The organism is Streptomyces sp. CG4, assembly GCF_041080655.1.
GTDB lineage: Bacteria > Actinomycetota > Actinomycetes > Streptomycetales > Streptomycetaceae > Streptomyces.
Window position 1 is genome coordinate 7,380,193 of record NZ_CP163525.1, and the last position, 24,827, is coordinate 7,405,019.

20 protein-coding genes are annotated in these 24,827 nt (G+C 72.1%); 16 read left to right on the plus strand and 4 right to left on the minus strand.

Annotation, left to right across the window (positions count from 1 at the left end):
• Positions 1-106 precede the first annotated feature (106 nt).
• Genes AB5L52_RS33730 through AB5L52_RS33740 form a run of 3 tightly spaced genes read left to right on the plus strand, consistent with a single transcriptional unit; the run spans position 107 to position 3,074 of the window.
• Positions 107-1,150, plus strand: a complete 1,044-nt coding sequence (locus AB5L52_RS33730) for a FecCD family ABC transporter permease (RefSeq protein WP_369367505.1) — start codon at positions 107-109, stop codon at positions 1,148-1,150.
• An 11-nt stretch (positions 1,151-1,161) separates the two neighbouring features.
• Entirely contained in the window at positions 1,162-2,226 is a 1,065-nt protein-coding gene (locus AB5L52_RS33735; RefSeq protein ID WP_351580518.1) for an iron chelate uptake ABC transporter family permease subunit, read from the plus strand.
• Positions 2,223-3,074, plus strand: coding sequence for an ABC transporter ATP-binding protein (locus AB5L52_RS33740; RefSeq protein WP_351580501.1), 852 nt, complete (start codon positions 2,223-2,225; stop codon positions 3,072-3,074). The genes AB5L52_RS33735 and AB5L52_RS33740 overlap by 4 nt, the downstream gene beginning before the upstream one ends.
• On the opposite strand, the gene AB5L52_RS33745 is transcribed toward AB5L52_RS33740, so the two are convergent.
• Positions 3,058-3,405, minus strand: a complete 348-nt coding sequence (locus AB5L52_RS33745; RefSeq protein ID WP_351580504.1) for a sterol-binding protein — start codon at positions 3,403-3,405, stop codon at positions 3,058-3,060. The genes AB5L52_RS33740 and AB5L52_RS33745 overlap by 17 nt on opposite strands.
• 42 nt (positions 3,406-3,447) lie before the next feature.
• On the opposite strand from AB5L52_RS33745, the gene AB5L52_RS33750 reads away from it, so the two are divergent.
• From AB5L52_RS33750 to AB5L52_RS33780, 7 genes are all read left to right on the plus strand, one after another.
• Positions 3,448-3,750, plus strand: a complete 303-nt coding sequence (locus tag AB5L52_RS33750; protein ID WP_351580506.1) for a hypothetical protein — start codon at positions 3,448-3,450, stop codon at positions 3,748-3,750.
• A gap of 7 nt (positions 3,751-3,757) precedes the next feature.
• Entirely contained in the window at positions 3,758-4,573 is an 816-nt protein-coding gene (locus AB5L52_RS33755; RefSeq protein WP_369367506.1) for a TlyA family RNA methyltransferase, read from the plus strand.
• A complete protein-coding gene (locus AB5L52_RS33760; RefSeq protein ID WP_351034103.1) occupies positions 4,570-5,475 on the plus strand; it encodes an NAD kinase in 906 nt (301 codons plus the stop codon). Before AB5L52_RS33755 ends, AB5L52_RS33760 begins: the two co-directional genes overlap by 4 nt.
• A gap of 39 nt (positions 5,476-5,514) precedes the next feature.
• Positions 5,515-7,257 carry a DNA repair protein RecN gene (gene recN, locus AB5L52_RS33765; protein WP_369367507.1) on the plus strand — a complete coding sequence of 581 codons (1,743 nt, stop codon included), beginning with the start codon at positions 5,515-5,517 and terminating at the stop codon, positions 7,255-7,257.
• The gene (locus AB5L52_RS33770; protein ID WP_369367508.1) at positions 7,254-8,006 is read left to right on the plus strand and encodes a hypothetical protein; all 753 of its coding nucleotides are present in this window, start codon (positions 7,254-7,256) and stop codon (positions 8,004-8,006) included. Before recN ends, AB5L52_RS33770 begins: the two co-directional genes overlap by 4 nt.
• Positions 8,007-8,272: 266 nt before the next feature.
• A complete protein-coding gene (locus tag AB5L52_RS33775; RefSeq protein WP_369367509.1) occupies positions 8,273-9,409 on the plus strand; it encodes a glycosyltransferase family 4 protein in 1,137 nt (378 codons plus the stop codon).
• 189 nt (positions 9,410-9,598) lie between these two features.
• Positions 9,599-11,209 carry an IS1182 family transposase gene (locus AB5L52_RS33780; RefSeq protein ID WP_369367510.1) on the plus strand — a complete coding sequence of 537 codons (1,611 nt, stop codon included), beginning with the start codon at positions 9,599-9,601 and terminating at the stop codon, positions 11,207-11,209.
• A gap of 106 nt (positions 11,210-11,315) precedes the next feature.
• Here AB5L52_RS33780 and AB5L52_RS33785 read toward each other — a convergent pair whose 3' ends face one another.
• From AB5L52_RS33785 to AB5L52_RS33795, 3 genes are all read right to left on the minus strand, one after another.
• Positions 11,316-12,962, minus strand: coding sequence for a PucR family transcriptional regulator (locus tag AB5L52_RS33785; RefSeq protein WP_351022332.1), 1,647 nt, complete (start codon positions 12,960-12,962; stop codon positions 11,316-11,318).
• Between the two features lie 44 nt (positions 12,963-13,006).
• On the minus strand, positions 13,007-14,389 hold the full coding sequence (locus AB5L52_RS33790; RefSeq protein WP_369367511.1) for an FAD-binding protein: 1,383 nt from the start codon (positions 14,387-14,389) through the stop codon (positions 13,007-13,009).
• Between the two features lie 134 nt (positions 14,390-14,523).
• Positions 14,524-16,326: a glycoside hydrolase family 15 protein gene (locus AB5L52_RS33795; RefSeq protein WP_351022366.1), complete on the minus strand. Its 1,803-nt coding sequence runs from the start codon at positions 16,324-16,326 to the stop codon at positions 14,524-14,526.
• A 533-nt stretch (positions 16,327-16,859) separates the two neighbouring features.
• On the opposite strand from AB5L52_RS33795, the gene AB5L52_RS33800 reads away from it, so the two are divergent.
• From AB5L52_RS33800 to AB5L52_RS33825, 6 genes are all read left to right on the plus strand, one after another.
• Positions 16,860-18,527 carry a CTP synthase gene (locus AB5L52_RS33800; RefSeq protein ID WP_351022326.1) on the plus strand — a complete coding sequence of 556 codons (1,668 nt, stop codon included), beginning with the start codon at positions 16,860-16,862 and terminating at the stop codon, positions 18,525-18,527.
• Positions 18,528-18,610: 83 nt separating this feature from the next.
• The gene (locus AB5L52_RS33805; RefSeq protein WP_351022323.1) at positions 18,611-19,237 is read left to right on the plus strand and encodes an NUDIX hydrolase; all 627 of its coding nucleotides are present in this window, start codon (positions 18,611-18,613) and stop codon (positions 19,235-19,237) included.
• Positions 19,238-19,400: 163 nt separating this feature from the next.
• On the plus strand, positions 19,401-21,467 hold the full coding sequence (locus AB5L52_RS33810; protein ID WP_369367512.1) for a tetratricopeptide repeat protein: 2,067 nt from the start codon (positions 19,401-19,403) through the stop codon (positions 21,465-21,467).
• A 145-nt stretch (positions 21,468-21,612) separates the two neighbouring features.
• On the plus strand, positions 21,613-22,728 hold the full coding sequence (gene ald, locus AB5L52_RS33815; RefSeq protein ID WP_351022364.1) for an alanine dehydrogenase: 1,116 nt from the start codon (positions 21,613-21,615) through the stop codon (positions 22,726-22,728).
• A 424-nt stretch (positions 22,729-23,152) separates the two neighbouring features.
• Complete coding sequence (locus tag AB5L52_RS33820; RefSeq protein ID WP_351022317.1) at positions 23,153-24,286, plus strand: ParA family protein; 1,134 nt, start codon at positions 23,153-23,155, stop codon at positions 24,284-24,286.
• Entirely contained in the window at positions 24,271-24,816 is a 546-nt protein-coding gene (locus tag AB5L52_RS33825) for a hypothetical protein (protein ID WP_351022314.1), read from the plus strand. The genes AB5L52_RS33820 and AB5L52_RS33825 overlap by 16 nt, the downstream gene beginning before the upstream one ends.
• Positions 24,817-24,827: the final 11 nt, after the last annotated feature.

Sequence of the window (24,827 nt, forward strand, 5' to 3'; positions counted from 1 at the left end):
GAACGAGTACGACGAGGCTCGGAGATCGAGATCGACGAGGCCCGGCGAACGACAGCGACGAGGCCCGGGATCGAGATCGGTAGCCAGGGTAGGCTAACCTAACCTCGTGTTGGTCGACAGTCCTCCGGAACAGCGCGCGGAGACCGCCCCCGCGCCCCCAACCCGTCGGGCGGCAAGGGCTCTTGGGCTCCTGCTCTCCGCCGCGATCCTGGTGCTCGTCGCTCTGGCGAGTATCGCGATCGGGGCGAAAGCCCTGTCACCGGACCAGGTCTGGCACGGCCTGTTCCATGACACCGGGAGCTATGGCGACATCGTCGTGGACGAGCGGCTCGCGCGCACGGTCCTGGGCCTGCTCGCCGGTGCCGCGCTCGGCCTCTCGGGCGCGGTGCTGCAGGCGCTCACCCGCAATCCGCTGGCCGACCCCGGACTGCTCGGGATCAACGCGGGTGCCTCCGCCGCCGTCGTCACGGCCATCACCTATTTCGGCGTCACCAGCCTCACGGGCTATGTGTGGTTCGCCTTCCTCGGGGCGGCCGCGGTCGGCGCGCTGGTCTGGTTCCTCGGCGGCAGCCGGGGCGCCACCCCCGTGCGGCTCGCGCTCGCCGGCACGGCCATCAGTGCCGCCCTGTACGGCTATCTGCAGGCCGTGATGATCATGGACGACGCGGCGCTGGGCAAGATGCGCTTCTGGACGGTGGGTTCACTGGCCTCGGCCACGAACTCGACCATCCTGCAGGTGCTGCCGTTCCTCGCGGTCGGCACGCTTCTCGCGCTCGGGCTGGCCAGGCCGCTGAACGCGGTCACGATGGGCGACGACACCGCCCGCGCCCTCGGCGCCAACCTGGGCCGCACCCGCGCGCTGGCCATGCTCGCCGCCACCGTGCTGTGCGGTGCCGCGACCGCCGCCTGCGGTCCGATCGTGTTCGTCGGCCTGATGGTCCCGCACGTCGTGCGCTCCTTCACCGGCCCCGACCTGCGCTGGATCCTGCCGTACGCGACGGTCCTGTCGCCCGTGCTGCTGCTCGGCGCCGACGTCATCGGCCGGGTCGTGGCCCGCCCCTCGGAGCTCCAGGTCGGCATCGTCACCGCGATCATCGGCGGCCCGGTCTTCATCTTTCTCGTACGACGGCGGAGGACGGCCCAGCTGTGAAGACCCGATCCATGAACCGGGCCGTACGCACGCCGGGCGGGCTCTCCCTGCGCCTCGACCTGCGGGCCCTCGTCGTCGTCGCCCTGCTGCTGGTCGCCGCCTGCGCCGCGGGCGTCGCGCTGATCGGCACCGGCGACGCGAAGATACCGGCCGCCGACGTGCTCCGGACCCTCGCCGGGAACGGCAACGCCTACCAGGACTTCATCGTCAACGAGCTGCGGCTGCCGCGGGTCCTGGTCGGCCTGCTGGTCGGCGCCTCGCTCGGCCTCGGCGGCGCTCTGTTCCAGTCCGTCTCCCGCAACCCGCTCGGCAGCCCGGACGTCCTCGGCCTGTCGCAGGGCTCGACGGCCGGCGCGCTGGTCGTGATCGTGCTGCTGTCCGGCAATACCACCCAGGTCACCCTCGGTGCCCTGGCGGGTGGCCTGGCGACCGGCCTCGCCATCTATCTGCTCGCCTGGAAGCAGGGCGTGCACGGGTACCGGCTGGTCCTGGTCGGCATCGGCGTCTCCGCGATCGCCACGGCCGTCAACGGCTATCTGCTCACCAAGGCCGACCTCGTCGACGCGGCCCGCGCGGTCGTGTGGATGACCGGCTCCCTGGGCGGCCGTGACTGGGACCAGGTCTGGCCACTGCTCGCCCTGTGCGCGGTCCTCGTCCCGGTGGTCCTCGCGAACGCGCGCGGCCTCAGGATGATGGAGATGGGCGACGACGTCGCGAACGCCCTCGGGGTGCGTGTGCACCGGGTCCGGCTGGTGCTGATGGTCTGCGCCGTGCTGCTCACCGCGGCCGCCACCGCGGCCGCCGGACCCGTCAGCTTCGTCGCGCTCACCGCGCCCCAGCTCGCCCGGCGCCTCACCCTCCCCCGCTGCCTTAAGGGCGCGGGAGGTGCCCCCATGCCGGGCCCGAACCTGGTGCCCTCCCTGTGCATGGGCGCCGCCCTGCTGGTCGCCGCCGACTGGGCCTCCCAGCGCGCCTTCGGCGCCGACCAGCTGCCCGTCGGCGTGGTCACCGGCGTCCTCGGCGGCGGCTATCTGCTGTGGCTGCTGGTCACCGAGCGCAGGGCGGGCCGGATATGAGCGCCGTCCCCGAGTCAGTCAGCAAGAGGAGCACTGTGAACCGCCTGTCCGCCGAGAACGTCACCCTCGCCTACGACCAGCGCGTCATCGCCGAGCAGCTGTCGGTGGAGATCCCCGACAACTCCTTCACGGTGATCGTCGGTCCGAACGCGTGCGGCAAGTCGACGCTGCTGCGGGCGCTGTCACGGATGCTCAGGCCGACTGCGGGGCGGGTGCTGCTCGACGGGCAGGCCATCCAGTCGATGCCCGCCAAGAAGGTGGCGCGGACCCTCGGCCTGCTGCCGCAGTCGTCCATCGCGCCCGACGGCATCACCGTCGCCGACCTGGTCGGCCGCGGCCGCTATCCGCACCAGGGCCTGCTGCGCCAGTGGTCGGCCGAGGACGAGCGGGTCGTAGAGGAGTCGATGCGGCAGACCGGAGTCGCCGAGCTGGCCGACCGGTACGTCGACGAGCTGTCCGGCGGGCAGCGGCAGCGGGTGTGGATCGCCATGGCGCTCGCCCAGCAGACCCCGCTGCTGCTCCTGGACGAGCCGACCACCTACCTGGACATCCAGCACCAGATCGACGTCCTCGACCTGTGCGCCGAACTGCACGAGACCCAGGGCCGCACCCTGGTCGCCGTGCTGCACGACCTCAACCACGCGGCCCGCTACGCCACCCACCTCATCGCGCTGCGCGGCGGCGAAGTGATCGCCGAGGGCGCCCCGAACGACATCGTCACCGCCGAGCTGGTACAGCAGGTGTTCGGGCTGCGCTGTCAGGTCATCGACGACCCGGAGACCGGCACCCCGCTGGTCGTACCGGCGGCGCGCAAGGCACGGTCGGAGAAGGTCACAGCAGCTTCCTGAGCCGGAACAGATCCAGCAGGTTCGCCTCCAGCCGCACCCGGCCCTTGCCCCAGGCGGTCGCGAAGTTCAGCTCGCCGGCCACCAGGGACACCAGGTCGTCCCCGGCCATGGCCAGTCTGATCTGCGCCTTGACCCGCGGCGGGCCGGGGTGGGTGCCGTCCACCTCGATCCGGCCGCCCGTCATCCGGCCGGCGAAGGTGACGTCCAGATCGGTGATGTGACAGCTCACCGAGCGGTCCAGCACGGCGGCCGCGCGCACGTCGCCCTCGGCGCCCTGCATGTTGTCCGAAAGCTTTCCCAGTGCGGCGCGGCACTCCTCGATCGTGGCCATCGCCCCCGACGGTACCCCAGCGGTTCGAGGTAGCGTCGGGGCATGAACGACTCGGTTCCGGAGACGGAGATCCCGCAGGATTCGGTGCAGGAGGCGGCGCAGGCGCCGCAGGCGTACGACCCCGCCGCGCCCGCCCCCCTGAACGTCCCGCGCACCCCCACCGGCAACGCCGAGGTCGACGCCCGGCTGGAGCGGCTGGCCGACGCCGACCACCTCGCCACCGACGGACATGTCGAGGTGTACGAGGATGTACACGGGGGGCTGCGCGACGCGCTCACCGCGCTCGACGCCCGCCCGGGCCCTCCGGCCCCCCAGTCACCCTCGTACCACCAGAGCAGGAGCTGAACCGAACGTGGCAGGAGTCGCACGCCGTCGTCTGGACGCGGAGCTGGTCCGCCGGAAGCTCGCGCGTTCGCGTGAGCACGCCGGCCAGCTGATCGCCGCCGGCCGGGTCACCGTCGGCAAGACCGTGGCGACCAAGCCGGCCACCCAGGTCGAGACCGCCGCCTCGATCGTGGTCCAGGACGACGACTACGACCCCGACTACGTCTCCCGGGGCGGGCACAAGCTCGCCGGCGCGCTCGATGTCTTCGTGCCGCAGGGGCTCGTGGTCGAGGGCCGGCGCGCGCTGGACGCCGGCGCGTCCACGGGCGGCTTCACCGACGTCCTGCTGCGCGCGGGCGTCGCCCATGTCGTCGCCGTGGACGTCGGGTACGGCCAGCTCGCCTGGTCTCTGCAGAGCGATGAACGCGTCACCGTCAAGGACCGTACGAACGTACGCGAGTTGACGCTCGAGGCGATCGATGGGGAACCTGTGGATCTTGTCGTGGGCGATCTGTCCTTCATCCCGCTCGGGCTGGTGCTGCCGGCCCTGAAGCGGTGCGTGAAGCCGGACGCCGACCTGGTGATGATGGTCAAGCCGCAGTTCGAGGTGGGGAAGGAGCGGCTCGGCAGCGGGGGTGTCGTACGGAGTCCGCAGCTGCGGGCGGAGGCCGTGCGGACAGTGGCCGAGAAGGCCTGGGAGCTGGGGCTCGGGGTGCGTTCGGTCACCGCCAGTCCGCTGCCGGGGCCCTCGGGGAACGTGGAGTACTTTCTCTGGCTGCGGGCGGGGGCACCCCAGGTGGACCCGGCCGACGTCGACCGTGCAGTGGCGGAGGGGCCGCGTTGACACAGAACCTGGCGCGTACTGTTTTCCTGCTCGCCCACACCGGGCGGCCCGCGGCGATCCGCAGTGCGGAACTCGTCGTCAAGGGCCTGCTGCGGCATGGCATCGGGGTGCGGGTGCTGGAGGAGGAGGCGTGCGACCTGCCGCTGCCGGACGAGGTGGTGCTGGTCAAGGAGGCCACTCCGCAGTGCCTCGACGGATGCGAGCTGCTGATCGTGCTCGGCGGCGACGGCACGCTGCTGCGCGGGGCGGAGTTCGCCCGGGCCTCCGGGGTGCCGATGCTCGGCGTCAACCTCGGCCGGGTGGGGTTCCTCGCGGAGGCCGAGCGGGACGACCTCGACCGGGTGGTCGACCGGGTGGTGGCGCGGTCGTACGAGGTCGAGGAGCGGATGACCGTCGATGTCGTCGTGCACCGCAACGGGGACCTCGTGCACACGGACTGGGCGCTGAACGAGGCGGCCGTGCAGAAGGCCGGCGCCGAGAAGCTGCTGGAAGTCGTGCTGGAGATCGACGGCCGGCCGGTGTCGGAGTTCGGCTGCGACGGGGTGATCCTCTCCACGCCCACCGGGTCCACGGCGTACGCGTTCTCCGCGGGCGGGCCCGTGGTGTGGCCCGAGGTCGAGGCGTTGCTGATGGTGCCGATCAGCGCGCACGCGCTGTTCGCCAAGCCGCTGGTCACGTCGCCGGATTCGGTGCTCGCCGTGGAGGTTCTGCCGCACATCTCGCCGGGCGTTCTGTGGTGCGACGGGCGGCGGACCGTCGAGCTGCCGCCGGGGGCGCGGGTGGAGGTGCGGCGGGGAGCCGTGCCGGTGCGGCTCGCTCGGCTGCATCATTCGTCCTTCACCGATCGACTTGTGGCGAAATTCGCCCTGCCGACCACGGGGTGGCGCGGGGCGCCTCACTAGAAAGAGCGGCCTGTGTGCACTCTCCGCCCCGGACCTCGTATGGTCTGTTCCGTGTTGGAGGAGATGCGGATACGGTCGCTCGGGGTCATCGACGATGCCGTCGTCGAGCTGTCGCCCGGGTTCACCGCCGTCACCGGTGAGACGGGTGCGGGCAAGACCATGGTGGTCACCAGCCTGGGGCTGCTGCTCGGTGGGCGGGCGGACCCGGCGCTCGTGCGGATCGGGGCCGAGAAGGCGGTCGTGGAGGGGCGGCTCAGCGTCGCCGCGGGCGCCGCCGCCGTCGTACGCGCCGAGGAGGCCGGGGCCGAGCTGGACGACGGGTCCCTGCTGATCAGCCGTACCGTTTCCGCCGAGGGCCGGTCCCGGGCCCATCTGGGCGGGCGCTCGGTGCCGGTGGGGCTGCTCGCCGAGCTGGCCGACGAGCTGGTGGCCGTGCACGGGCAGACCGACCAGCAGGGGCTGCTGAAGCTGTCCCGGCAGCGACAGGCGCTGGACCGGTACGCGGGCGACGGCGTCGCCGTGCCGCTCGCCAAGTACACCGAGGCCTACCGCCGGCTGCGGGCCGTCTCCGCCGAGCTGGCGGAGATCACCACACGCGCGCGTGAGCGGGCACAGGAAGCCGACATGCTGCGGTACGGCCTCGACGAGATCGCCGCCGTCGAGCCACGGGCCGGCGAGGACGTCGAACTGGCCGAGGAGGCCGAGCGGCTCGGGCACGCGGAGTCGCTGTCGTCCGCAGCGACGGCCGCGCACGCCGCTCTCGCGGGCAATCCCGAGGACCCCGAGGGCATCGACGCCTCGACCCTCGTCGCGGGGTCCCATCGGGCACTGGAGGCCGTGCGGTCGCACGACCCGGCGCTGGCTTCCCTCGCCGATCGCATCGGCGAGATCGGGATCCTGCTCGGCGACGTCGCCGGGGAGCTGGCCGGGTACGCCGACGACCTCGACGCCGATCCGCTGCGGCTGGCCGCGGTGGAGGAGCGCAGGGCGGCCCTGACCGCGCTCACCCGGAAGTACGGCGACGACGTCAACGCCGTACTGGCGTGGTCCGAGCGGAGTGCCGCCCGGCTCACCGAGCTGGACGGCGACGACGAGCGGATCGAGGAGCTGACCGCCGAGCGGGATGCGCTCCGCACCGAACTGGGCGGACTCGCCCAGGCGTTGACGGACGCGCGGACGGAGGCCGCCGAGCGGTTCGCCGCCGCCGTGACGGCCGAGCTGGCCTCGCTGGCGATGCCCCACGCGCGCGTGTCCTTCGCCATCCGGCAGACCGAGGACCCGGAGGGCGTCGAGGTCGGCGGACGCGCGGTCGCGTACGGGCCGTCGGGCGTGGACGAGGTCGAGCTGCTGCTCGCCCCGCACCCGGGCGCGCCGCCCCGGCCGATCGCCAAGGGCGCGTCCGGCGGTGAGCTGTCCCGCGTGATGCTCGCCGTCGAGGTCGTGTTCGCGGGCACGGACCCGGTGCCGACGTATCTGTTCGACGAGGTCGACGCCGGTGTCGGTGGCAAGGCAGCGGTCGAGATCGGCCGGCGCCTCGCGAAGCTCGCCAAGTCCGCGCAGGTCGTCGTGGTCACCCACCTGCCCCAGGTCGCCGCCTTCGCCGACCGGCAGCTGCTGGTCGAGAAGACCAACGACGGCTCGGTCACCCGGTCCGGTGTGAAGGTGCTGGAGGGCGAGGAGCGGATCCGCGAGCTGTCCCGGATGCTGGCCGGGCAGGAGGACTCCGAGACGGCCCGCGCGCACGCGGAGGAACTGCTGGCGACGGCCCGGGCGGACGGGTGAGGGGCCGGGCGGGCGCCTTCGCGCTGGCCGCCGCCGTCACCGGGGCGGGGATCGCCGCCCTGCGCCGTAACGCGCCGGGTTCGCGGGCGCGTTGGGAGCGCGAGAACTACGCCGGGCGGACCGTCGAGCTGTACGCCGGGCCCGCCTCCGCCGTCGGCGTGGCGCTCTCCGCCGCCCGGGTGCATCCCGCCGCCGGGGCCGCCGTGCTCGCCGTCGGCGCCTGCGGGGCGTACGACGACGTCGCCGGCTACTTCTCCGGCGACACCCGGCGCGGCTTCCGCGCGCATCTCGGTGCGCTGCGGGACGGCGAAGTCACCAGCGGGGCCGTGAAGCTGTTCGGGATCTCGGCCGCCGCGCTGGTCGCGGGAGCGCTCCTGAAGGAGCGGCCGCTGGACAAGCTCCTCGCCGGGTGCGTGATCGCCGGTACGGCGCACTTCGTCAACCTCGTCGACGTACGGCCGGGGCGCGCCGCCGGCGCGGTGCTCGCGCTCGGCGCGCCGGGGCTGCTGCGGAAGGAGCCCGGGGCCGAGCTGTCGGCCGCCGCTATGGGCGCGGCCGCGGCCGTCCTGCCGGACGATCTCGCGGAGCGCGCGATGATCGGGGACACGGGGGCGCATGCCCTCGGTGCGGCGCTGGGGGCGGCCGTCGTGGCCGGAAACCGGCGCCCCGGCCTGCTCGCGCACGCCGTCGCGGTCGTGGCCGCGGCCGTGCACGGAGACCGGGTGACCGCGTGGGCCCGCTCGCTGTGACCCTCTGACCTCGCCGGACGCGATCGCCCGGGTGCGGCCGAGGCGAGTTGGCCTCACCCATGTGGGTGACGTGCTCCGGCGCATTGCCCCGGCCCGCCGCACGGTGCGCCCGCCGGATTTCCCGTAACGGCCCATCGCCCTGGCATGCTTGAGGGAACACGGTCCGCGCGGGAGGCGCGCGGGGTACGTCCGTCCGCCCCCGTGATCCCGCTACCTTCTGTACGTTTCCTCGTGACCGCCCACGTCGAACCAGGAGCCCCGGCCCCGTGACCCCCCTGAGCAGCAACGCGTCGCACGGCCAGTCGACGCTGCGCACCGTGCAGGTGCTCGGCGGAGGCAACGCCGCCAGCAGCGCGCACGTGCGCTCGCTGGCCGAGGGGCTCGTGGCGAGGGGCGTACGGGTCACGGTGTGCGCCCCCGTCGAGGCCGACCGCGCCTACGATTTCACCGGCGCCGGTGCCGAGCATGTGCATGTGCCGCGCAGCAGCGACCCGGGCTCCGTGGCCGCGCTGCGGGCCGCCTGCACGGATGCCGACCTGGTGCACGCGCACGGGCTGCACGCCTCCTTCCGGGCGGTGCTCGCGCTGAGCGGCCGGCGCACCCCGCTGGTGGTCACCTGGCACGACCGGGCGCAGGCACAGGGCGCGCGGGCACAGTTCCTGCGGCTGCTGGAGCGGCGGGTGGTGCGTACGGCGTCCGTGGTCCTCGGCACCAGCTCCGACCTGGTGGACCGGGCCCGCAGCACGGGGGCGCGGGACGCCCGGCTCGCCGCCGTCGGGCTGCCTGGACAGCGCCGGCCCGTCGTCCTCGACGATCCCGACCGGCTGCGCCCCAAGGTCCGGGCCGAACTCGGCGCCACCGACCGCCCGTTGCTCATCGCGGTCGGCTCCCTCGACCGGCACCGCGGCTACGACGTCCTGCTGGACGCGGCCCGTGCCTGGCGCGATCTCGACCCCGTGCCGCTGCTCGTCATCGCCGGGGAGGGACCGCAGCGGCCGGCGCTGCAGCGGCGGATCGAGGACGAGGGTCTGCCGGTGCGGCTCATCGGCCGCCGCGAGGACGTGCCCGAACTGCTCGCCGCGGCCGATCTGGCGCTGCTGACGAGCAGTTGGGAATCACGCTCCGTCCTGGCCCAGGAGGCGCTGTACGCGCGCGTGCCGCTCATTGCCACCCGGGTCGGCGGCATCCCCGATCTCGTCGGCGAGGCGGCCGAACTCGTCCCGTACGGCGACCCGGACGCACTCGCGGACGCCGTCGTACGCCTCCTCGCCGACCCCGAGCGCCGGGAGGAACTGCGCGAGGCGGGCGTACGGCAGGCCGTGAGCTGGCCGACCGAGGACGAGACCGTCGCCCAAGTCCTCAGCATCTACGACGAGTTGGCCCAGCCCCGCCCGCTCGCCTAGGTCCTGACTCTGTCGGGGATCTTGAGGATCCCCGGCGGGGCAGCGTGATCAACGGGCATGCTCGGCTCTGTTCAAGGACCGATGCAGTTGTCGAGGTGCTCGTTGTCGCTCCATGCCCGTTCTGGTGAGCAAGTCCCGTCTCTGACCGCGCAGATGGCGCGGGCGAGCAATCCGGGCGGTACAACGGCGATGTGGGTGAGAGACCACCTGGGCGGGCTGTGGGGTGACGAGGACTTCGCCGACTGGTACCCGCGTGACGGCCGCCCCAGCCTCTCGCCCGCCCAGCTGGCCACCGTCTGCGTGCTCCAGTTCCTCCTCGGTCTGTCGGACCGGCAGGCGGCCGAAGCGGTTCGCTGCCGCATCGATTTCAAGTACGCGCTGGCCATGGACCTGGACGATCCCGGCTTCCACCACAGCGTGCTGGCCGACTTCCGCGACCGTCTCACCGAGGACGGCCGAGCCGACCGTCTCCTCGACCTCGCGCTCGCGCGCCTGAAGGAGGCCGGTCTCGTCCGCGAGCGCACCACCCAGCGCACGGACTCCACCCACGTCCTGGCCGCGGTCCGCGACCTGACCCGGCTGGAACTGGTCACCGAGGCCGTCCGCGCCGCGCTGGAAGAACTGGCCGGCACAGCTTCGCACCTGCTGGCCGGCCTGGTCGACGAGGAGTGGGGGCGCCGCTACGGCCGCCCGGTCCGTCTGGGCAAGAACCCCACCCGCCCCAAGACCAGAATCCTCGCCACCGGAGGCGACGCCGTCCGGCTGATCGAGCACCTCGGGCAGCACGGGCCGGAACGCCTGTCCGGTCCCCGCGTCCAAGCCCTGCGGCAGATCATGGTGCAGAACTACTACCGCGACGGGGCCGGCCGCCTGCGCTGGCGCACCGCCGAGGACGGCGGGCTGCCGCCCTCTGCCGTCGCAGTCGTCTCGCCCTACGACCCGACGGCCCGCTACGCGCGCCGCGGACACATCACCCGCTGGAAGGGGTTCGTCGCACACCTCACCGAAACCTGTGATCCCGACGGCGTCAACGTGATCACAGATGTGGCCACCACCGACGCCACCGGGTACGACGCGAAGGCTCTGCCCGGCATCCACACCCGGCTCAAGCATCGCGGGCTGCTGCCCGCCGAGCATCTGGTCGACGGCGGCTACACCTCCCTGGTCCATCTGGAACAGGCAGCCCGCGAACACCAGGTCAGGGTCACCGGACCACTGCCGGTCAACACCACCCGCCAGAACCGCAGGAACAACGGCTTCGGCCGCGACGACTTCCACATCGACTTCGACCGCCGCCAGGTCACCTGCCCGCAGGGCGAGACCAGCGCGGGATGGCACGGCCCCTACCCGACCTCCTCACCCACCGCGGCACCTCTGATCGTGGCACGGTTCACCAAGAGCCAGTGCCGTCCCTGCCCGGTCCGCACCCGCTGCACGACCACCACCGACAACGCCCGGAGCGTGGGCTTTCCCCCGCGAGAACTCCGTGACCTGCAACTCCGCGTCCGCGCCGAGCAGCAGACACCCGAATGGCAGGCCCGCTACGCGGTCCGCTCCGGAGTGGAAGGCACCATCAACGAACTCGCCCACGGACACGGCATGCGCCGCTGCCGCTACCGGGGACAGCACAAAGCCCACTTACAGCACGTGTTCACAGCCATCGCCGCAAACATCGAGCGCCTCAGCCGACGGCCGCCGACCGGAGAAACACCCCCGTCACGGCCGCCGACCGCCTTCCAGAACTACCTGGACCAGCACGGGATCCCCCGGCCGAGGTCTTGGCGGTCCGCCAGAGACTGAGCAGACCGCCAAGATCCCCGACAGAGTCAGGACCTGGCGAAGGCGAACCCGGCCGACGCGGAGTGCAAGGCGCGCGCCCGCCGCAGGGTGGTCGGCCTCCAGTCCGTCAGGGCACGTGCCGGCGGGCCCGCAGCGCCAGGCTCAACGCCAGGACCGTCTGCGGGTCGTCGAGGTCGGTGCCCAGCAACTCCCCGATGCGGGCGAGCCGGTTGTAGAGGGTCTGCCGGTTCAGGTGCAGTTCGCGGGCCGTCTCCGCCTTGCGGCCCGCGTGCGCCAGATAGGTCTGCAGGGTCGGCAGCAGCGGTGGCTTGGAGCGGTGGTCGTGGTCGCGCAGCGGGCCGATCGCACGGTCCACGAACGCGGCGAGATCCGGGTGGTCGCGCAGCCGCCACAGGAGCAGGTCGATGTCCAGGCGGCGGGCGTCGTACCAGGGCCGGTCGGTCAGGCCCTGCGCGGCCGTCGCCGTCTCCGCCGCGTGCCTGAGCCCCGCCGACGCGGCCGCCCAGCCGCCCGCCACGCCGACGACCACGACCGGCGGCGGCGAGCCCGGCCGGCGCATCCCGGCCCGCTCCACGCCCGCCCGCAGCGCCGTCGCCACCCGGTCCGCGACCGCTGAGCGCTCCGACTCCGAGCGCAGCCCGAGCAGCACCAGCACCCGGCCCTCCACCGGCCGCACCCCCAGCAGCACCGGCACCCCCACCGCGGCCAGCTCCTCGGACACCGCGCGCGCCAGCACCGCCCAACCCCCGCCGGGGGACAGGGAGTCACCGATCCGCATCACCACCGGCAGCAGCGGGCTGTCACCGGGCTTGAACCCGAGGACCCGGGCCTGCGCCGGGGCGTCCTCCGCGGCGATCCGGCCCTCGGCGAGATCGGTGAGGAAGTCACCGCGCCCGCGGGCGGCCAGCTCCTCCTCCTGGCGGGCCTGCATCAGCACCACGGCGAGGATGCCCGCGGCCCGCTCGGCGGCGATCCGGTGCACGGGGGCCAGCGGCGAGCGCACCGGCAGCAGGACGAGCCGGGCGCGCACCGAGCCCGCCGTACCCGGGCCACCGCCGGGCACGTCCACCAGCACCGAACCGGCGGGCGGCGGCGCGTCCTTGTGCGGGCCGCGCAGCCCCTCCCACACCTGGAGCGGATCCGCGCCCTCCGGGCCCTCTCCGGCGGCGTACAGCAGCCGGCCGTCGGCGGTCTCCAGGAACACCGGGTTGCCGCTGAAGTCCGCCAGGATGCCCAGGACCTGCGGCACCCCGCCGCCGCCCAGCAGCGCCTCGGTACAGCGCCGGTGCACCTCCTCGGCCCGCTGCAGCAGGGCGTAGTGGCCGTTGACGATCTCGGTGTGGATCTCCTCGGTCACCGTCACGAACGGCACCTCGCGGTGCAGCTGGACCAGCGGCAGCCCGGCGGCGCGGGCGGTGTCCACCAGGGCGGCGGGCAGCCGCGCGAAACGCGGGCCCAGCTCCACCACCAGGGCGGCGATCCCGCGCTCGGCGAGGGTGCGCACGAACGCCCGCTGCTCGGCCGGGCGGGTGCCGAGGCCGTAGCCGGTGGTGAGCAGCAGTTCGCCGCCCTTGAGCAGCGAGGCGATGTTCGGCACCTCGCCCGCGTGCACCCAGCGCACCGTGCGCCCCAGCCGGTCGGCCCCCGCCACGATCTCCGGCAGCCCGCTGCGCAGTCCGGGCAGTTCCAGCGCCCGCTGCACGGTGATCCCGGCGCCCTGGGTGTCGAATCGGTGGTCCGTACGGCTGTCCATGCAGCGGACGCTACCTGCGTAAACGCCCTCGGGACAGCTCCCTGTCAGATGGGCTTGATGTTGTGGTTGAAGCGGAAGACGTTGTCCGGGTCGTAGCGCCGCTTCACCTTCTCCAGGCGCAGTGTGTTGCCCTCGCCGAGCCCCGCCCGCACCCGCTCCGGGCCCTCGTCGCCGATGAAGTTCAGATAGACGTCGCCGGTGCTCCAGGGCCGTACGTCGGCGCACACGCCCCGCACCCAGGCGATCGCCCCCTCGTCCTCGGCCGGGTCCGCCCAGATGCCGAACGGGTGCGCCGCCCAGGGCGCGTCCCGGTACGGCACCGGGTACGCGTGCGGACCGGCGGCGACCGCCCCGCCCTGCGGGAACAGGATCTGCTGGCTGCCGGTCGGCACCGGCATGCTGTCCGCGCGGGCGCAGAAGACGTCCACCAGCTCGTCCGGCAGACCGGTCAGGTACTCCGCCGACCAGTAGTTCCGCAGTCCGGCCGGAAAGTCGAGCATGCACTGCACATCGGCGTACGGCATCGCACCGGCCACCTCCACCTCGTGCGGCAGGGCCAGCAGCGGCTCGGCGAGCTTGCGCATGCCCTCCTCGTCGCCCGCGTAGGTGAGCAGCAGCCCGCACAGCAGCCTGCCGACCAGCTCCGGCGGTACGAACGCCTCCGGTGGCCCCGTCACGTACAGCACGGCGCCGCCGGCCTCGTCGGGCCCGCCGAGGACGACATCGCGGAAGGTACGGATCGCCTCGGGGCCGAGCCGCGGCCGGTACATCAGCAGCGCGACGGAGAACACCGGCAGCTCGTGCAGTTCCAGGGTGAGCGCGGTGGCGATGCCGAAGTTGCCGCCTGCGCCGTGCAGCGCCCAGAACAGCTCGGGGTTCTCGTCCGCGTTGGCGTGCACCCGCTCGGCGTCGGCGGTCACCAGCTCCACGCCGAGGAGGTTGTCCACGGCGAGGCCGAAGGCGCGGTCCAGCCAGCCGGTGCCGCCGCCGAGGACGAAGCCGCCGACCCCGGTGGTGGAGGCACGGCCGCCGGTGGTCGCGAGGCCGTACGGCTGGGCGGCCCGGTCCAGGTCCCTCATCGTGGCGCCGCCCTCGATGCGGACCGCCTCGGCCGCCGGGTCGACGGTCACCTCGTGCATCCGGCGCAGGTCCACCACGAGCGCGCCGTCGCCGAGCGCCGACCCGGCCACGCTGTGGCCGCCGCCGCGCACCGCGATCGGCAGATCCAGATCGCGGGCGAAGCGCACGGCCCGTACGACATCGGTCGCGTGCGCGCACTGGGCGATCACGGCCGGGCGCCGGTCGATCATCGCGTTGAAGACCGCCCGGGCCTCGTCGTAGCCGGGGTCCTGCGGGGCGAACACCTCGCCCGCCAGGTCTTCGCGCAACCCGGCGAGGGCCGTGCGCGCCTTGGAGGGGGAAGCCATCGCCGCCCCCTTTCCGGTGAAGGGGGTCTTGTGCGCTACCAGCCTAGGCCGGAGCGCCCCGACGGGGCTCGGGGAACTGCGCGACCAGCCACGACGGACCCGCAGACGACCGACACCCTTCCAGCCGCCGTAAGCTAGCCGCCGTAGGCGCCGGAGGCGGTCAGTCGCAGTGCCGTGTCGATCAGTGGCACATGGCTGAACGCCTGTGGGAAGTTGCCGACCTGGCGCTGCAGGCGCGGGTCCCACTCCTCGGCGAGCAGACCGAGGTCGTTGCGCAGGGCGAGGAGCTTCTCGAACAGCTTGCGGGCCTCGTCCACCCGGCCGATCATCGCCAGGTCGTCCGCCATCCAGAACGAGCAGGCCAGGAAGGCGCCCTCGTCGCCCGGCAGGCCGTCGACGCCCTCGTGGGCGCCCTCCGTCGGGTAGCGCAGGATGAACCCGTCCGGGGTGGACAGCTCACGCTGGATCGCCTCGATCGTGCCGATGACGCGCTTGTCGTCGGGTGGCAGGAAGCCCATCTGCGGGATCAGCAGCAGCGAGGCGTCCAGCTCCCGGGAGCCGTAGGACTGGGTGAAGGTGTTGCGCTCCTTGTCGTAGCCCTTCTCGCAGACGTCCCGGTGGATGTCGTCGCGCAGTTCCTTCCAGCGCTCCAGCGGGCCGTCCGCGTCCCCGGACTCGATCAGCTTGATGGTGCGGTCCACCGCCACCCAGGCCATCACCTTGGAGTGGACGAAGTGCCGGCGCGGTCCGCGCACCTCCCAGATGCCCTCGTCCGGCTCCTGCCAGTGGTCCTCCAGGTAGCGGATCAGCTTGAGCTGGAGCAGGGAGGCGTAGTCGTTGCGGGCCAGGCCCGTCATGTGCGCCAGGTGCAGGGCCTCGGTGACCTCGCCGTACACGTCCAGCTGGAGCTGGTGGGCGGCGCCGTTGCCGACCCGGACCGGGGCGGACTGCTCGTAGCCGGGCAGCCAGTCCAGCTCGGCCTCGCCCAGCTCGCGCTCGCCGGCGATGCCGTACATGATCTGCAGGTTCTCCGGGTCGCCGGCGACCGCGCGCAGCAGCCACTCGCGCCAGGCGCGGGCCTCCTCGCGGTAGCCGGTGCGCAGGAGGGAGGACAGGGTGATCGCGGCGTCGCGCAGCCAGGTGTAGCGGTAGTCCCAGTTGCGGACGCCGCCGATGTCCTCGGGCAGGGAGGTGGTCGGGGCGGCGACGATGCCGCCGGTGGGGGCGTACGTCAGCGCCTTGAGGGTGATCAGCGAGCGGACCACCGCCTCGCGGTACGGCCCGTGGTACGTGCAGTGCTCGACCCACTCGCGCCAGAAGTCCTCCGTCGCCTCCAGCGAGGCCTCCGGCTCCGGCAGCGGCGGCGGCTCCTTGTGCGAGGCCTGCCACGAGATCGTGAACGCGATCCGGTCCCCCGGGGCGACCGTGAAGTCGGCGTACGTCGTCAGCGACTTTCCGTAGGTCTCCGCCTCGGTGTCGAACCACACCGAGTCGGGACCGGCGACGGCCACGGTCCGCCCCTCGTGCTTGTGCACCCAGGGCACCACCCGGCCGTAGGAGAACCGCATCCGCAGGGCCGAGCGCATCGGCACCCGGCCGGTGACGCCCTCCACGATCCGGATCAGCTGCGGAGCGCCCTCACGCGGGGGCATGAAGTCCGTCACCCGGACCGTGCCGCGTGGGGTGTCCCACTCCGACTCCAGGATCAGCGAGTCACCGCGGTAGCTGCGCCGGGTGGCCGTCGGCGGAGCCGAGTCGGCGGCGTGCGCCGGGCCGAGCCGCCAGAAGCCGTGTTCCTCGGTGCCCAGCAGGCCGGCGAAGATGGCATGCGAGTCGAAGCGGGGCAGGCACAGCCAGTCCACTGTGCCGTCCCGGCAGACCAGTGCGGCGGTCTGCATGTCTCCGATGAGTGCGTAGTCTTCGATGCGCCCGGCCACGTGCAACTCCAGTCGAACGGCCACGTCACCCCCGCGCAGGGGGCGGTCGCTAGTGCGGTCAAGGGGTCGTTGTTATGCGTCGTTGAGCGGTGAAGCAAAGCAGCCCGCCGAGCCCTGAGGCAACACGACAGTCTTTGCTCAACGAACTGCCGCGCGCTCGTTGTTTCCGGGTGATGCAGGCGGGGGTGTGCCCTCGGTCCGGCCGGGCACGGCAGCGAGTGTCCGAGCAGGATACGACGCACGTAGATGATCTGCGTGCCCCTCGGGGCAACCCGTGTGGGCCGAACGGGTGAGCAGCGGGTAATAACCGTGTGACCTGGGCGTGCCTGTGCTGACACGGACGGTGAGACATTTTGTGCCCGGACATGCGCGGAGCGTGGCCGGAAGCCATCTCGTCCAGGCGCTGATACCCTGGTAGCCCGTGGACCGGTGGGCCTGAAACCCCCGAACCGCAGCGACGGCACCCCCGGAAATCGCCGGGCAGGCAGCCGCACCGCATCACAGACAGCGACCACGGGAGCCCCCTCTTGGCCATGCCGCCCAGTGCTTTTCGATCGAGCACAGCCACGACGACCAAGCACATCTTCGTCACCGGGGGCGTCGCCTCCTCGCTCGGCAAGGGCCTGACCGCCTCCAGCCTGGGCATGCTGCTCAAGGCCCGCGGTCTGCGCGTCGTGATGCAGAAGCTGGATCCGTACCTCAACGTCGATCCGGGCACGATGAACCCCTTCCAGCACGGTGAGGTCTTCGTCACCAACGACGGCGCCGAGACCGACCTGGACATCGGACACTACGAGCGCTTCCTCGACCGCGACTTGGACGGCAGCGCCAATGTCACTACGGGCCAGGTCTACTCGACCGTGATCGCCAAGGAGCGGCGCGGCGAGTACCTCGGTGACACGGTGCAGGTCATCCCGCACATCACCAACGAGATCAAGCACCGCATCCGCCGTATGGCCACCGACGAGGTGGACGTCGTCATCACCGAGGTCGGCGGCACGGTCGGCGACATCGAGTCACTGCCGTTCCTGGAGACCGTCCGCCAGGTCCGCCACGAGGTCGGCCGGGACAACGTCTTCGTCGTGCACATCTCGCTGCTGCCGTACATCGGCCCGTCCGGCGAGCTGAAGACCAAGCCGACCCAGCACTCCGTCGCCGCGCTGCGCAACATCGGTATCCAGCCCGACGCGATCGTGCTGCGCTGCGACCGCGAGGTGCCGACCGCGATCAAGCGCAAGATCTCGCTGATGTGCGACGTCGACGAGGCCGCCGTGGTCGCCTGCCCCGACGCCCGCTCGATCTACGACATCCCGAAGGTCGTGCACACCGAGGGCCTGGACGCCTACGTCGTGCGCAAGCTCGACCTGCCGTTCCGGGACGTCGACTGGACGACCTGGGACGACCTGCTGGACCGCGTCCACAACCCCGACCACGAGATCACCCTCGCCCTGGTCGGCAAGTACATCGACCTGCCCGACGCCTACCTCTCGGTCACCGAGGCGCTGCGCGCCGGCGGCTTCGCCAACAAGGCCCGCGTCAAGATCAAGTGGGTCACCTCGGACGACTGCAAGACCCCGGCCGGCGCCAAGGCGGCGCTCGGCGACGTCGACGGCATCTGCATCCCCGGCGGCTTCGGCGACCGCGGTGTGCTCGGCAAGGTCGGCGCCATCCGCTTCGCCCGCGAGAACAAGATCCCGCTGCTCGGCCTCTGCCTGGGCCTGCAGTGCATCGTGATCGAGGCCGCGCGGAGCCTGGCCGACATCCCGGACGCCAACTCCACCGAGTTCGACCCGGCCACCGGTCACCCGGTGATCTCCACCATGGCCGAGCAGATGGACATCGTCGCCGGTGAGGGCGACATGGGCGGCACCATGCGGCTCGGCATGTACCCGGCCAAGCTGGCCGAGGGCTCGATCGTGCGCGAGGTGTACGACGGCAAGGAGTACGTCGAGGAGCGCCACCGCCACCGCTACGAGGTCAACAACGCCTACCGCGCGGAGCTGGAGAAGAAGGCGGGCATCCTGTTCTCCGGCACGTCGCCCGACGGCAAGCTCGTGGAGTACGTCGAGTATCCGCGCGAGGTGCACCCTTACCTGGTCGCCACCCAGGCGCACCCCGAGCTGCGCTCGCGGCCGACGCGTCCGCACCCGCTCTTCGCCGGCCTGGTGAAGGCCGCCGTCGAGCGGAAGATCGCGAAGTAGCACAGGAGTTGTACGGTGGCCGGGGCGCGCGGACGCAGAAAGACCGCGCCCCGGCCGCCGGTGCACGTGTGGAGGGACAGGGCATGACGATCAAGGACACCCCCGAGGCATGGGAGATCCGGGCGACGGAGACCCCCTTCGTGGGCAACAAGACCTCCGTCCGCACGGACGAGGTGGTCATGCCCGACGGCTCGGTGGTCCGCCGCGACTACCAGGTCCACCCCGGCTCGGTCGCCGTCCTCGCCCTGGACGAGGAGGACCGGGTGCTGCTCATCAAGCAGTACCGCCACCCGGTGCGGCACAAGCTGTGGGAGATCCCGGCCGGCCTGCTCGACATCCCCGGTGAGAACCCGCTGCACGCCGCCCAGCGCGAGCTGTACGAGGAGGCGCACGTCAAGGCCGAGGACTGGCGGGTGCTGACCGACGTCTACACCACGCCCGGCGGCTGCGACGAGGCCGTACGGGTCTTCCTCGCCCGTGGCCTGTCCGAGGCCCAGGGCGAGCGCTTCGAGGCGGAGCACGAGGAGACCGACATGCAGTACGCGCGCGTGCCGGTCGAGGAACTGGTGCGCGGCGTCCTGGCCGGCGATGTGCACAACAACTGCCTGGTCGTCGGCGTCCTGTCCCTGGTGGCCGCCCGCAGCGGCGACGGCCTCGACGCGCTCCGCCCGGCCGACGCCCCCTGGCCGGCCCGCCCGTTCACGGCCTGAGCCGCACCCGTTCGGCTGACTGGTGTGACGATCGCCTGATCCGATCAGGGGATCCGTCCGCCGCGCTCCTCACAGCACGTCGCAGAGCGTGAACTAGGCTCGTGTACGCCCGTTGCGGAAGATCCGGCGGGCTTGCGTGTGCGGTGGGACGGGAGCGTGGCCCGTGACGGATCAGGTGGTGGACACAGGCGGCGTGCGGCTGTCGGCGCGCGAGAGCGCGGAAGACCATTTCCTGGGCCGTACAAGGGAGTTGAAGGAGCTGCGCGCCGACATCGAGCGCGCGGGACTGGACACCCTCTCCGGCCGCAAAGCCCCTCGCGCGCGCGTGCTCCTGATCGCGGGCCGCCCCGGCTCCGGCCGCACCGCCCTCGCCGAGGAACTCGTACGCCAGGTGGCGGACCGCTACCCCGACGGGGTGCTGCGGGCCCGGCTCAGCGAGCCCGACGGCACCCCCGTCCCGGTCGGGCACGTCGCCCGTCAGCTGCTCGCCGCGCTGGAGCGGTCGGCCCCGGCCGGCGCCGCCGAGGACGAGCTGACCGGGGTGCTGCGCGCCGCCCTCGCCGACCGGCGCACACTGCTGCTGCTGGACGACGCGGCCGGCGCCGAGCAGGTCGACGCGCTGCTCCCGGACGCCCCGGAGTGCCTGGTGGTGGCCGTCTCCTCGGGCCCGCTGACCGGTATCGCGGACGTCCGCCCCTGCACCCTGGGCGGCCTGGACACCAAGTCCGCGGTGGAACTGCTCACCCGCTACACCGGCGCGGTCCGCATCACGGTCGACCCGCGCTCCGCCGAGAGCCTGGTGGAAGCCTGCCACGGGCATCCGGCCTCGCTCGTGCTGGCCGGCGGCTGGCTCGCCGCGCGTCCCAAGGCCGCCGTCTCCGACCTCGCCAAGCGGCTGCGCATGGTCCCCGACGACGGCAGCGACACCACCCCGCCGGCCCACGTCTTCCGGCAGGTCCAGGAGGAGCTGCCCGGCCAGGCCGCCCGCATCCTGCGGCTGCTCTCCCTCGCCCCGGCCGGCCTGATCGACCCGCACACCGCCTCGGCCCTCGCCGGCTGCTCGGTCAGCTTCGCCCGCACCACCCTGGACGACTTCGTGGCTCTCGGCCTGCTGCGCGCGGTGGACTCCCCGCTGCCCCAGTACGACGTCCCCGGCTGTCTGCACCCGCTGCTGCGCGCCGCTGCGCACAGCCAGGAGCGGCCCGCGGAGCTGCAGCTGGCCCGGGCCCGGATGCTGGAGCGGACCGTACGGCTGCTGCAGTCCTGCCGGGCGATCACCGAGACGGACAGCCCGCAGGCCCGCGAGAAGCTGAACGCGATGCCCCGCGAAGTGCGCTTCCCGCACCCCAGGGCGGCCGCCGACTGGCTGCGCATCCGGCGGCCCGCCCTGCTGGCGTCCGCGCGGCTCGCGGTGGCCGACGGCGAGCTGGACAACCTCGCCCGCCGGCTGATGTCCCAGCTGGTCAGGGCCATGGTGGCGCATGAGGGCACCCACGCGGCGGCGCCCGATCTGTACGACGTACACAGCCTGGTCCTCGATGTCGCCAAGCGGCGCGGCCTGCCCCGGGAGGAGGCCGCGGCCCTGCTGAACCTGGGCGACGTGGACGCCCAGACCGGCCGTACGAAGGACGCGCTGGCACGATATCGGTTGGCATTGGATGCCGGGCGCAGAGCAAATGACCCGTATGCAACCGGCCGCGCAATGGAATCCGTAGGTGGCGCCTACCAGGAGCTGGGGGATTACGACCGGGCCGCCGACTGGTTCGGCCGGGCGCTGGCCGAGCGGCTGGCCCGGGGCGAGCGCGAGCAGGCCGCCCGGCTGTACGGCCGGATCGCCACCGCGCACACCTACGCGGGCCGCTACGGCGAGGGCCTCAGGAACTGGCGGGCCGCCGTCGCCGGGTATCGCAAGGGCGGCGATGTCGCCGCGCACGCGCGGGCGTTGAGCGAGCTGGCCCGGGTGCAGGAGTACGCGGGGCGGCTCGCGGAGTCGCTGCGCACCTGCCAGGAGGCGGTGGAGTGGGCGCGGCGTGCCGACGACGTCCGGCTGCAGGCGGCGCTGCAGCTCCGGCTGGCCGACACGCTGGAGCGTCTCGGCGACTCGGCCGCCGCCTGTCTGCACCGCGGCGCGGCCGAGCGCATGCTGATCGGGGAGACCCTGGAGGACGAAACAAGTCCGAAACAGGACGCTGAAGCCTGCGAAATCCGTAGTGCATCCGACGAAGATTGATGCAATGAAAGGCTAGACAGCCGGAACACCTTCATTAAACTGGCTCTGCCGCGTCCTCCTGCGGTGTCTCCCGGTGTGCCCTGCATGCCTGGGTATGTCATGTAATGCACCCCCCATACCCTCTGAGCCAAGGACCGTGATCGACGTGAAGGTCGGCATCCCCCGCGAGGTCAAGAACAACGAGTTCCGGGTGGCCATCACCCCCGCCGGTGTGCACGAGCTGGTGCGCAATGGCCACCAGGTCGTCATCGAGCGCGCCGCCGGCGTCGGCTCCTCGATCACGGACGACGAGTATGTGGCCGCCGGTGCCCGGATCCTGGACACCGCCGACGAGGTCTGGGCCGCCGCCGACCTGCTGCTGAAGGTCAAGGAGCCCATCGCGGAGGAGTACCACCGCCTCCGCAAGGACCAGATCCTCTTCACCTACCTGCACCTGGCCGCCTCCAAGGAGTGCACGGACGCGCTCGTCGAGTCCGGCACCACGGCCATCGCCTACGAGACCGTCGAGCTGCCCAGCCGCGCGCTGCCGCTGCTCGCCCCGATGTCCGAGGTCGCGGGCCGGCTGGCCCCGCAGGTCGGCGCCTACCACCTGATGCGCGCGGCCGGCGGCCGCGGTGTGCTGCCGGGCGGCGTGCCGGGCGTGACCCCGGCCAAGTGCGTGGTCATCGGCGGCGGTGTCTCCGGCTGGAACGCCACCCAGGTCGCCGTCGGCATGGGCTTCGAGGTGACCCTGCTCGACCGCGACATCAACAAGCTGCGCGAGGCCGACAAGATCTTCGGCACGAAGGTCAAGGCGATCATGTCCAACTCCTTCGAGCTGGAGAAGGCCGTCCTCGACGCCGACCTCGTCATCGGCGCGGTCCTCATCCCGGGCGCCAAGGCCCCGAAGCTCGTCACCAACGAGCTGGTGGCCCGCATGAAGCCCGGCAGTGTCCTTGTCGACATCGCGATCGACCAGGGCGGCTGCTTCGAGGACTCCCACCCGACGACGCACGCCGAGCCGACCTTCAAGGTGCACAACTCGGTCTTCTACTGCGTCGCCAACATGCCCGGCGCGGTGCCCAACACCTCCACCAACGCCCTCACCAACGCGACGCTGCCCTACATCGTCTCGCTCGCCAACAACGGCTGGGTCGAGGCGCTGCGCCGCGACGCCGCGCTCGCCAAGGGTCTGAACACCCACGAGGGCAAGGTCGTGTACCGGGAGGTCGCCGAGGCCCACGGCCTGGAGCACGTCGAGCTGGAGACCCTGCTCGGCTGACGCCCGGCCGACCCTGTGACCTGGTGAGTCGCTAAGTCACCAGGAGGTAAAAGGCGATTCGTCAACACACATCGTCAACACCGCGCGCCCGGCCGGACCTTGCCCGACAAGGTCCGGCCGGATGTGTGTATGGTCACTTTGCGACTCTCGGTCAACTCGCCTCGAACGTAACCCTTCGACCGATTCGCACACCGGTGAAACCTGCTGTGCGACGGCCGTACGCCCTTGACAGCGGGATGTTTCATTGCCGACACATCCTGCCGGGTCCGGCGGATTGTGTTGCTGCGGACCGCCGACACGCCATAGAGTCGCCAACCGTCGGCATGGTGCCACGCTGACCTTGTCTAGAAGTTTCCTGGTCACCAAGGAGGTAAGACGACTTGTGAATGAGTCGACATTTTCTCCCGGGGGTGGTCAACCAGGAATGCCTGCACGGGGCCAGGGCTCCGCGGGATTCGAGGCTGTCGGCTCCGTAGCTGTGCGCACCTTCGCAGCCCACCAGAGTCCGGGTCCACAGACCGCCCGGACAGCACACCAGAGCATGGATGGCCATCACGTGAACGCCATGGCCGGCGACGGAAGTGGCGCGCCCCACAACCAATTCGCCGACTACGACGAACTGCCCGAGGGGCACTTCTACGACCCCGACGCCGAGTACGAGCCCGATCCGGAGTACGCGGCCACGCTCGCGCCCGACGCGGCCCGCCAGCGCCGTGAGCGCATCGGCCCGACCGGACGCCCGCTGCCGTACTTCCCGATCCCGGGCCCGCTGACCGACCACGGCCCCGCGAAGATCATCGCGATGTGCAACCAGAAGGGCGGCGTCGGCAAGACGACGTCGACCATCAACCTGGGTGCCGCGCTCGCGGAGTACGGCCGGCGCGTACTGCTCGTGGACTTCGACCCGCAGGGCGCGCTGTCGGTGGGCCTCGGCGTCAACCCGATGGAACTCGACCTGACGGTCTACAACCTGCTCATGGAGCGGGGCATGTCCGCGGACGAGGTCCTGCTGAAGACGGCGGTCCCCAACATGGACCTGCTGCCCTCCAACATCGACCTGTCGGCCGCCGAGGTCCAGCTGGTCTCCGAGGTCGCCCGCGAATCGACGCTGCAGCGCGCCCTGAAGCCGCTGATGTCCGACTACGACTACATCGTGATCGACTGTCAGCCCTCGCTCGGCCTGCTCACCGTCAACGCCCTGACGGCCGCTCACAAGGTGATCGTGCCGCTGGAGTGCGAGTTCTTCGCCCTGCGCGGTGTGGCCCTGCTGACGGAGACCATCGAGAAGGTCCAGGAGCGGCTCAACCCCGAGCTCGAACTGGACGGCATCCTCGCCACGATGTACGACTCGCGCACGGTCCACAGCCGTGAGGTCCTGGCCCGGGTGGTCGAGGCCTTCGACGACCACGTCTACCACACGGTCATCGGCCGCACGGTCCGCTTCCCGGAGACCACGGTCGCCGGTGAGCCGATCACCACGTACGCCTCCAACTCCGTCGGTGCCGCCGCCTATCGCCAGCTCGCCAGGGAGGTGCTCGCCCGGTGTCACGCCGAGTGAGTCTGCCCGGGGCCGACGAACTCTTCCGTACGACAGGGGGGACTGCGCTCCAGCCGTCCACGCCCCGGCGCGCCAACGGTGAGGCCCGGGTGCCGGCTCCCGCGGGGGAGAGCGACGACGTGGCCGCCACCGAGGACGCACCGCAGTCGGTGCCCGTCCAGGGCGGTGACGGAGCGGGCGCGGAACATGTCGCCGCGGAGGCCGAGCAGGACGGGGCCGGCGAGTCCCGCACCCGCCCGGCGCGTCGGCAGGCGCAGCAGGAAGGTTCTGGCGCCGCGCAGCCGCGCAAGAAGGGGCGGGCGGCGAACCGCCGGCCCAGCGGGCGCGAGCGGCACGACGAGAAGATCACGGTGTACGTGTCGGCCGAGGAGCTGATGGACCTCGAACACGCCCGTCTGGTGCTCCGGGGCGAGCACGGGCTGGCGGTGGATCGCGGGCGGATCGTCCGTGAGGCGGTGGCCGTGGTCCTGGCCGACCTGGAGTCACGCGGGGACGCGAGCATCCTCGTACGCCGGTTGCGCGGCCGGTAGGGGTAGCCTGC

What these genes read in the sequence shown, in the direction of transcription:
- AB5L52_RS33790 (WP_369367511.1), bottom strand. Translation starts at nt 14,389, where the DNA reads ATGGCTTCCCCCTCCAAGGCGCGCACGGCCCTCGCCGGGTTGCGCGAA.
- AB5L52_RS33785 (WP_351022332.1), bottom strand. Translation starts at nt 12,962, where the DNA reads ATGGACAGCCGTACGGACCACCGATTCGACACCCAGGGCGCCGGGATC.
- AB5L52_RS33740 (WP_351580501.1), top strand. Translation starts at nt 2,223, where the DNA reads ATGAGCGCCGTCCCCGAGTCAGTCAGCAAGAGGAGCACTGTGAACCGC.
- AB5L52_RS33750 (WP_351580506.1), top strand. Translation starts at nt 3,448, where the DNA reads ATGAACGACTCGGTTCCGGAGACGGAGATCCCGCAGGATTCGGTGCAG.
- recN (WP_369367507.1), top strand. Translation starts at nt 5,515, where the DNA reads ATGGTCTGTTCCGTGTTGGAGGAGATGCGGATACGGTCGCTCGGGGTC.
- AB5L52_RS33735 (WP_351580518.1), top strand. Translation starts at nt 1,162, where the DNA reads ATGAACCGGGCCGTACGCACGCCGGGCGGGCTCTCCCTGCGCCTCGAC.
- AB5L52_RS33745 (WP_351580504.1), bottom strand. Translation starts at nt 3,405, where the DNA reads ATGGCCACGATCGAGGAGTGCCGCGCCGCACTGGGAAAGCTTTCGGAC.
- AB5L52_RS33800 (WP_351022326.1), top strand. Translation starts at nt 16,860, where the DNA reads ATGCCGCCCAGTGCTTTTCGATCGAGCACAGCCACGACGACCAAGCAC.
- AB5L52_RS33780 (WP_369367510.1), top strand. Translation starts at nt 9,599, where the DNA reads ATGTGGGTGAGAGACCACCTGGGCGGGCTGTGGGGTGACGAGGACTTC.
- AB5L52_RS33805 (WP_351022323.1), top strand. Translation starts at nt 18,611, where the DNA reads ATGACGATCAAGGACACCCCCGAGGCATGGGAGATCCGGGCGACGGAG.
- AB5L52_RS33820 (WP_351022317.1), top strand. Translation starts at nt 23,153, where the DNA reads ATGCCTGCACGGGGCCAGGGCTCCGCGGGATTCGAGGCTGTCGGCTCC.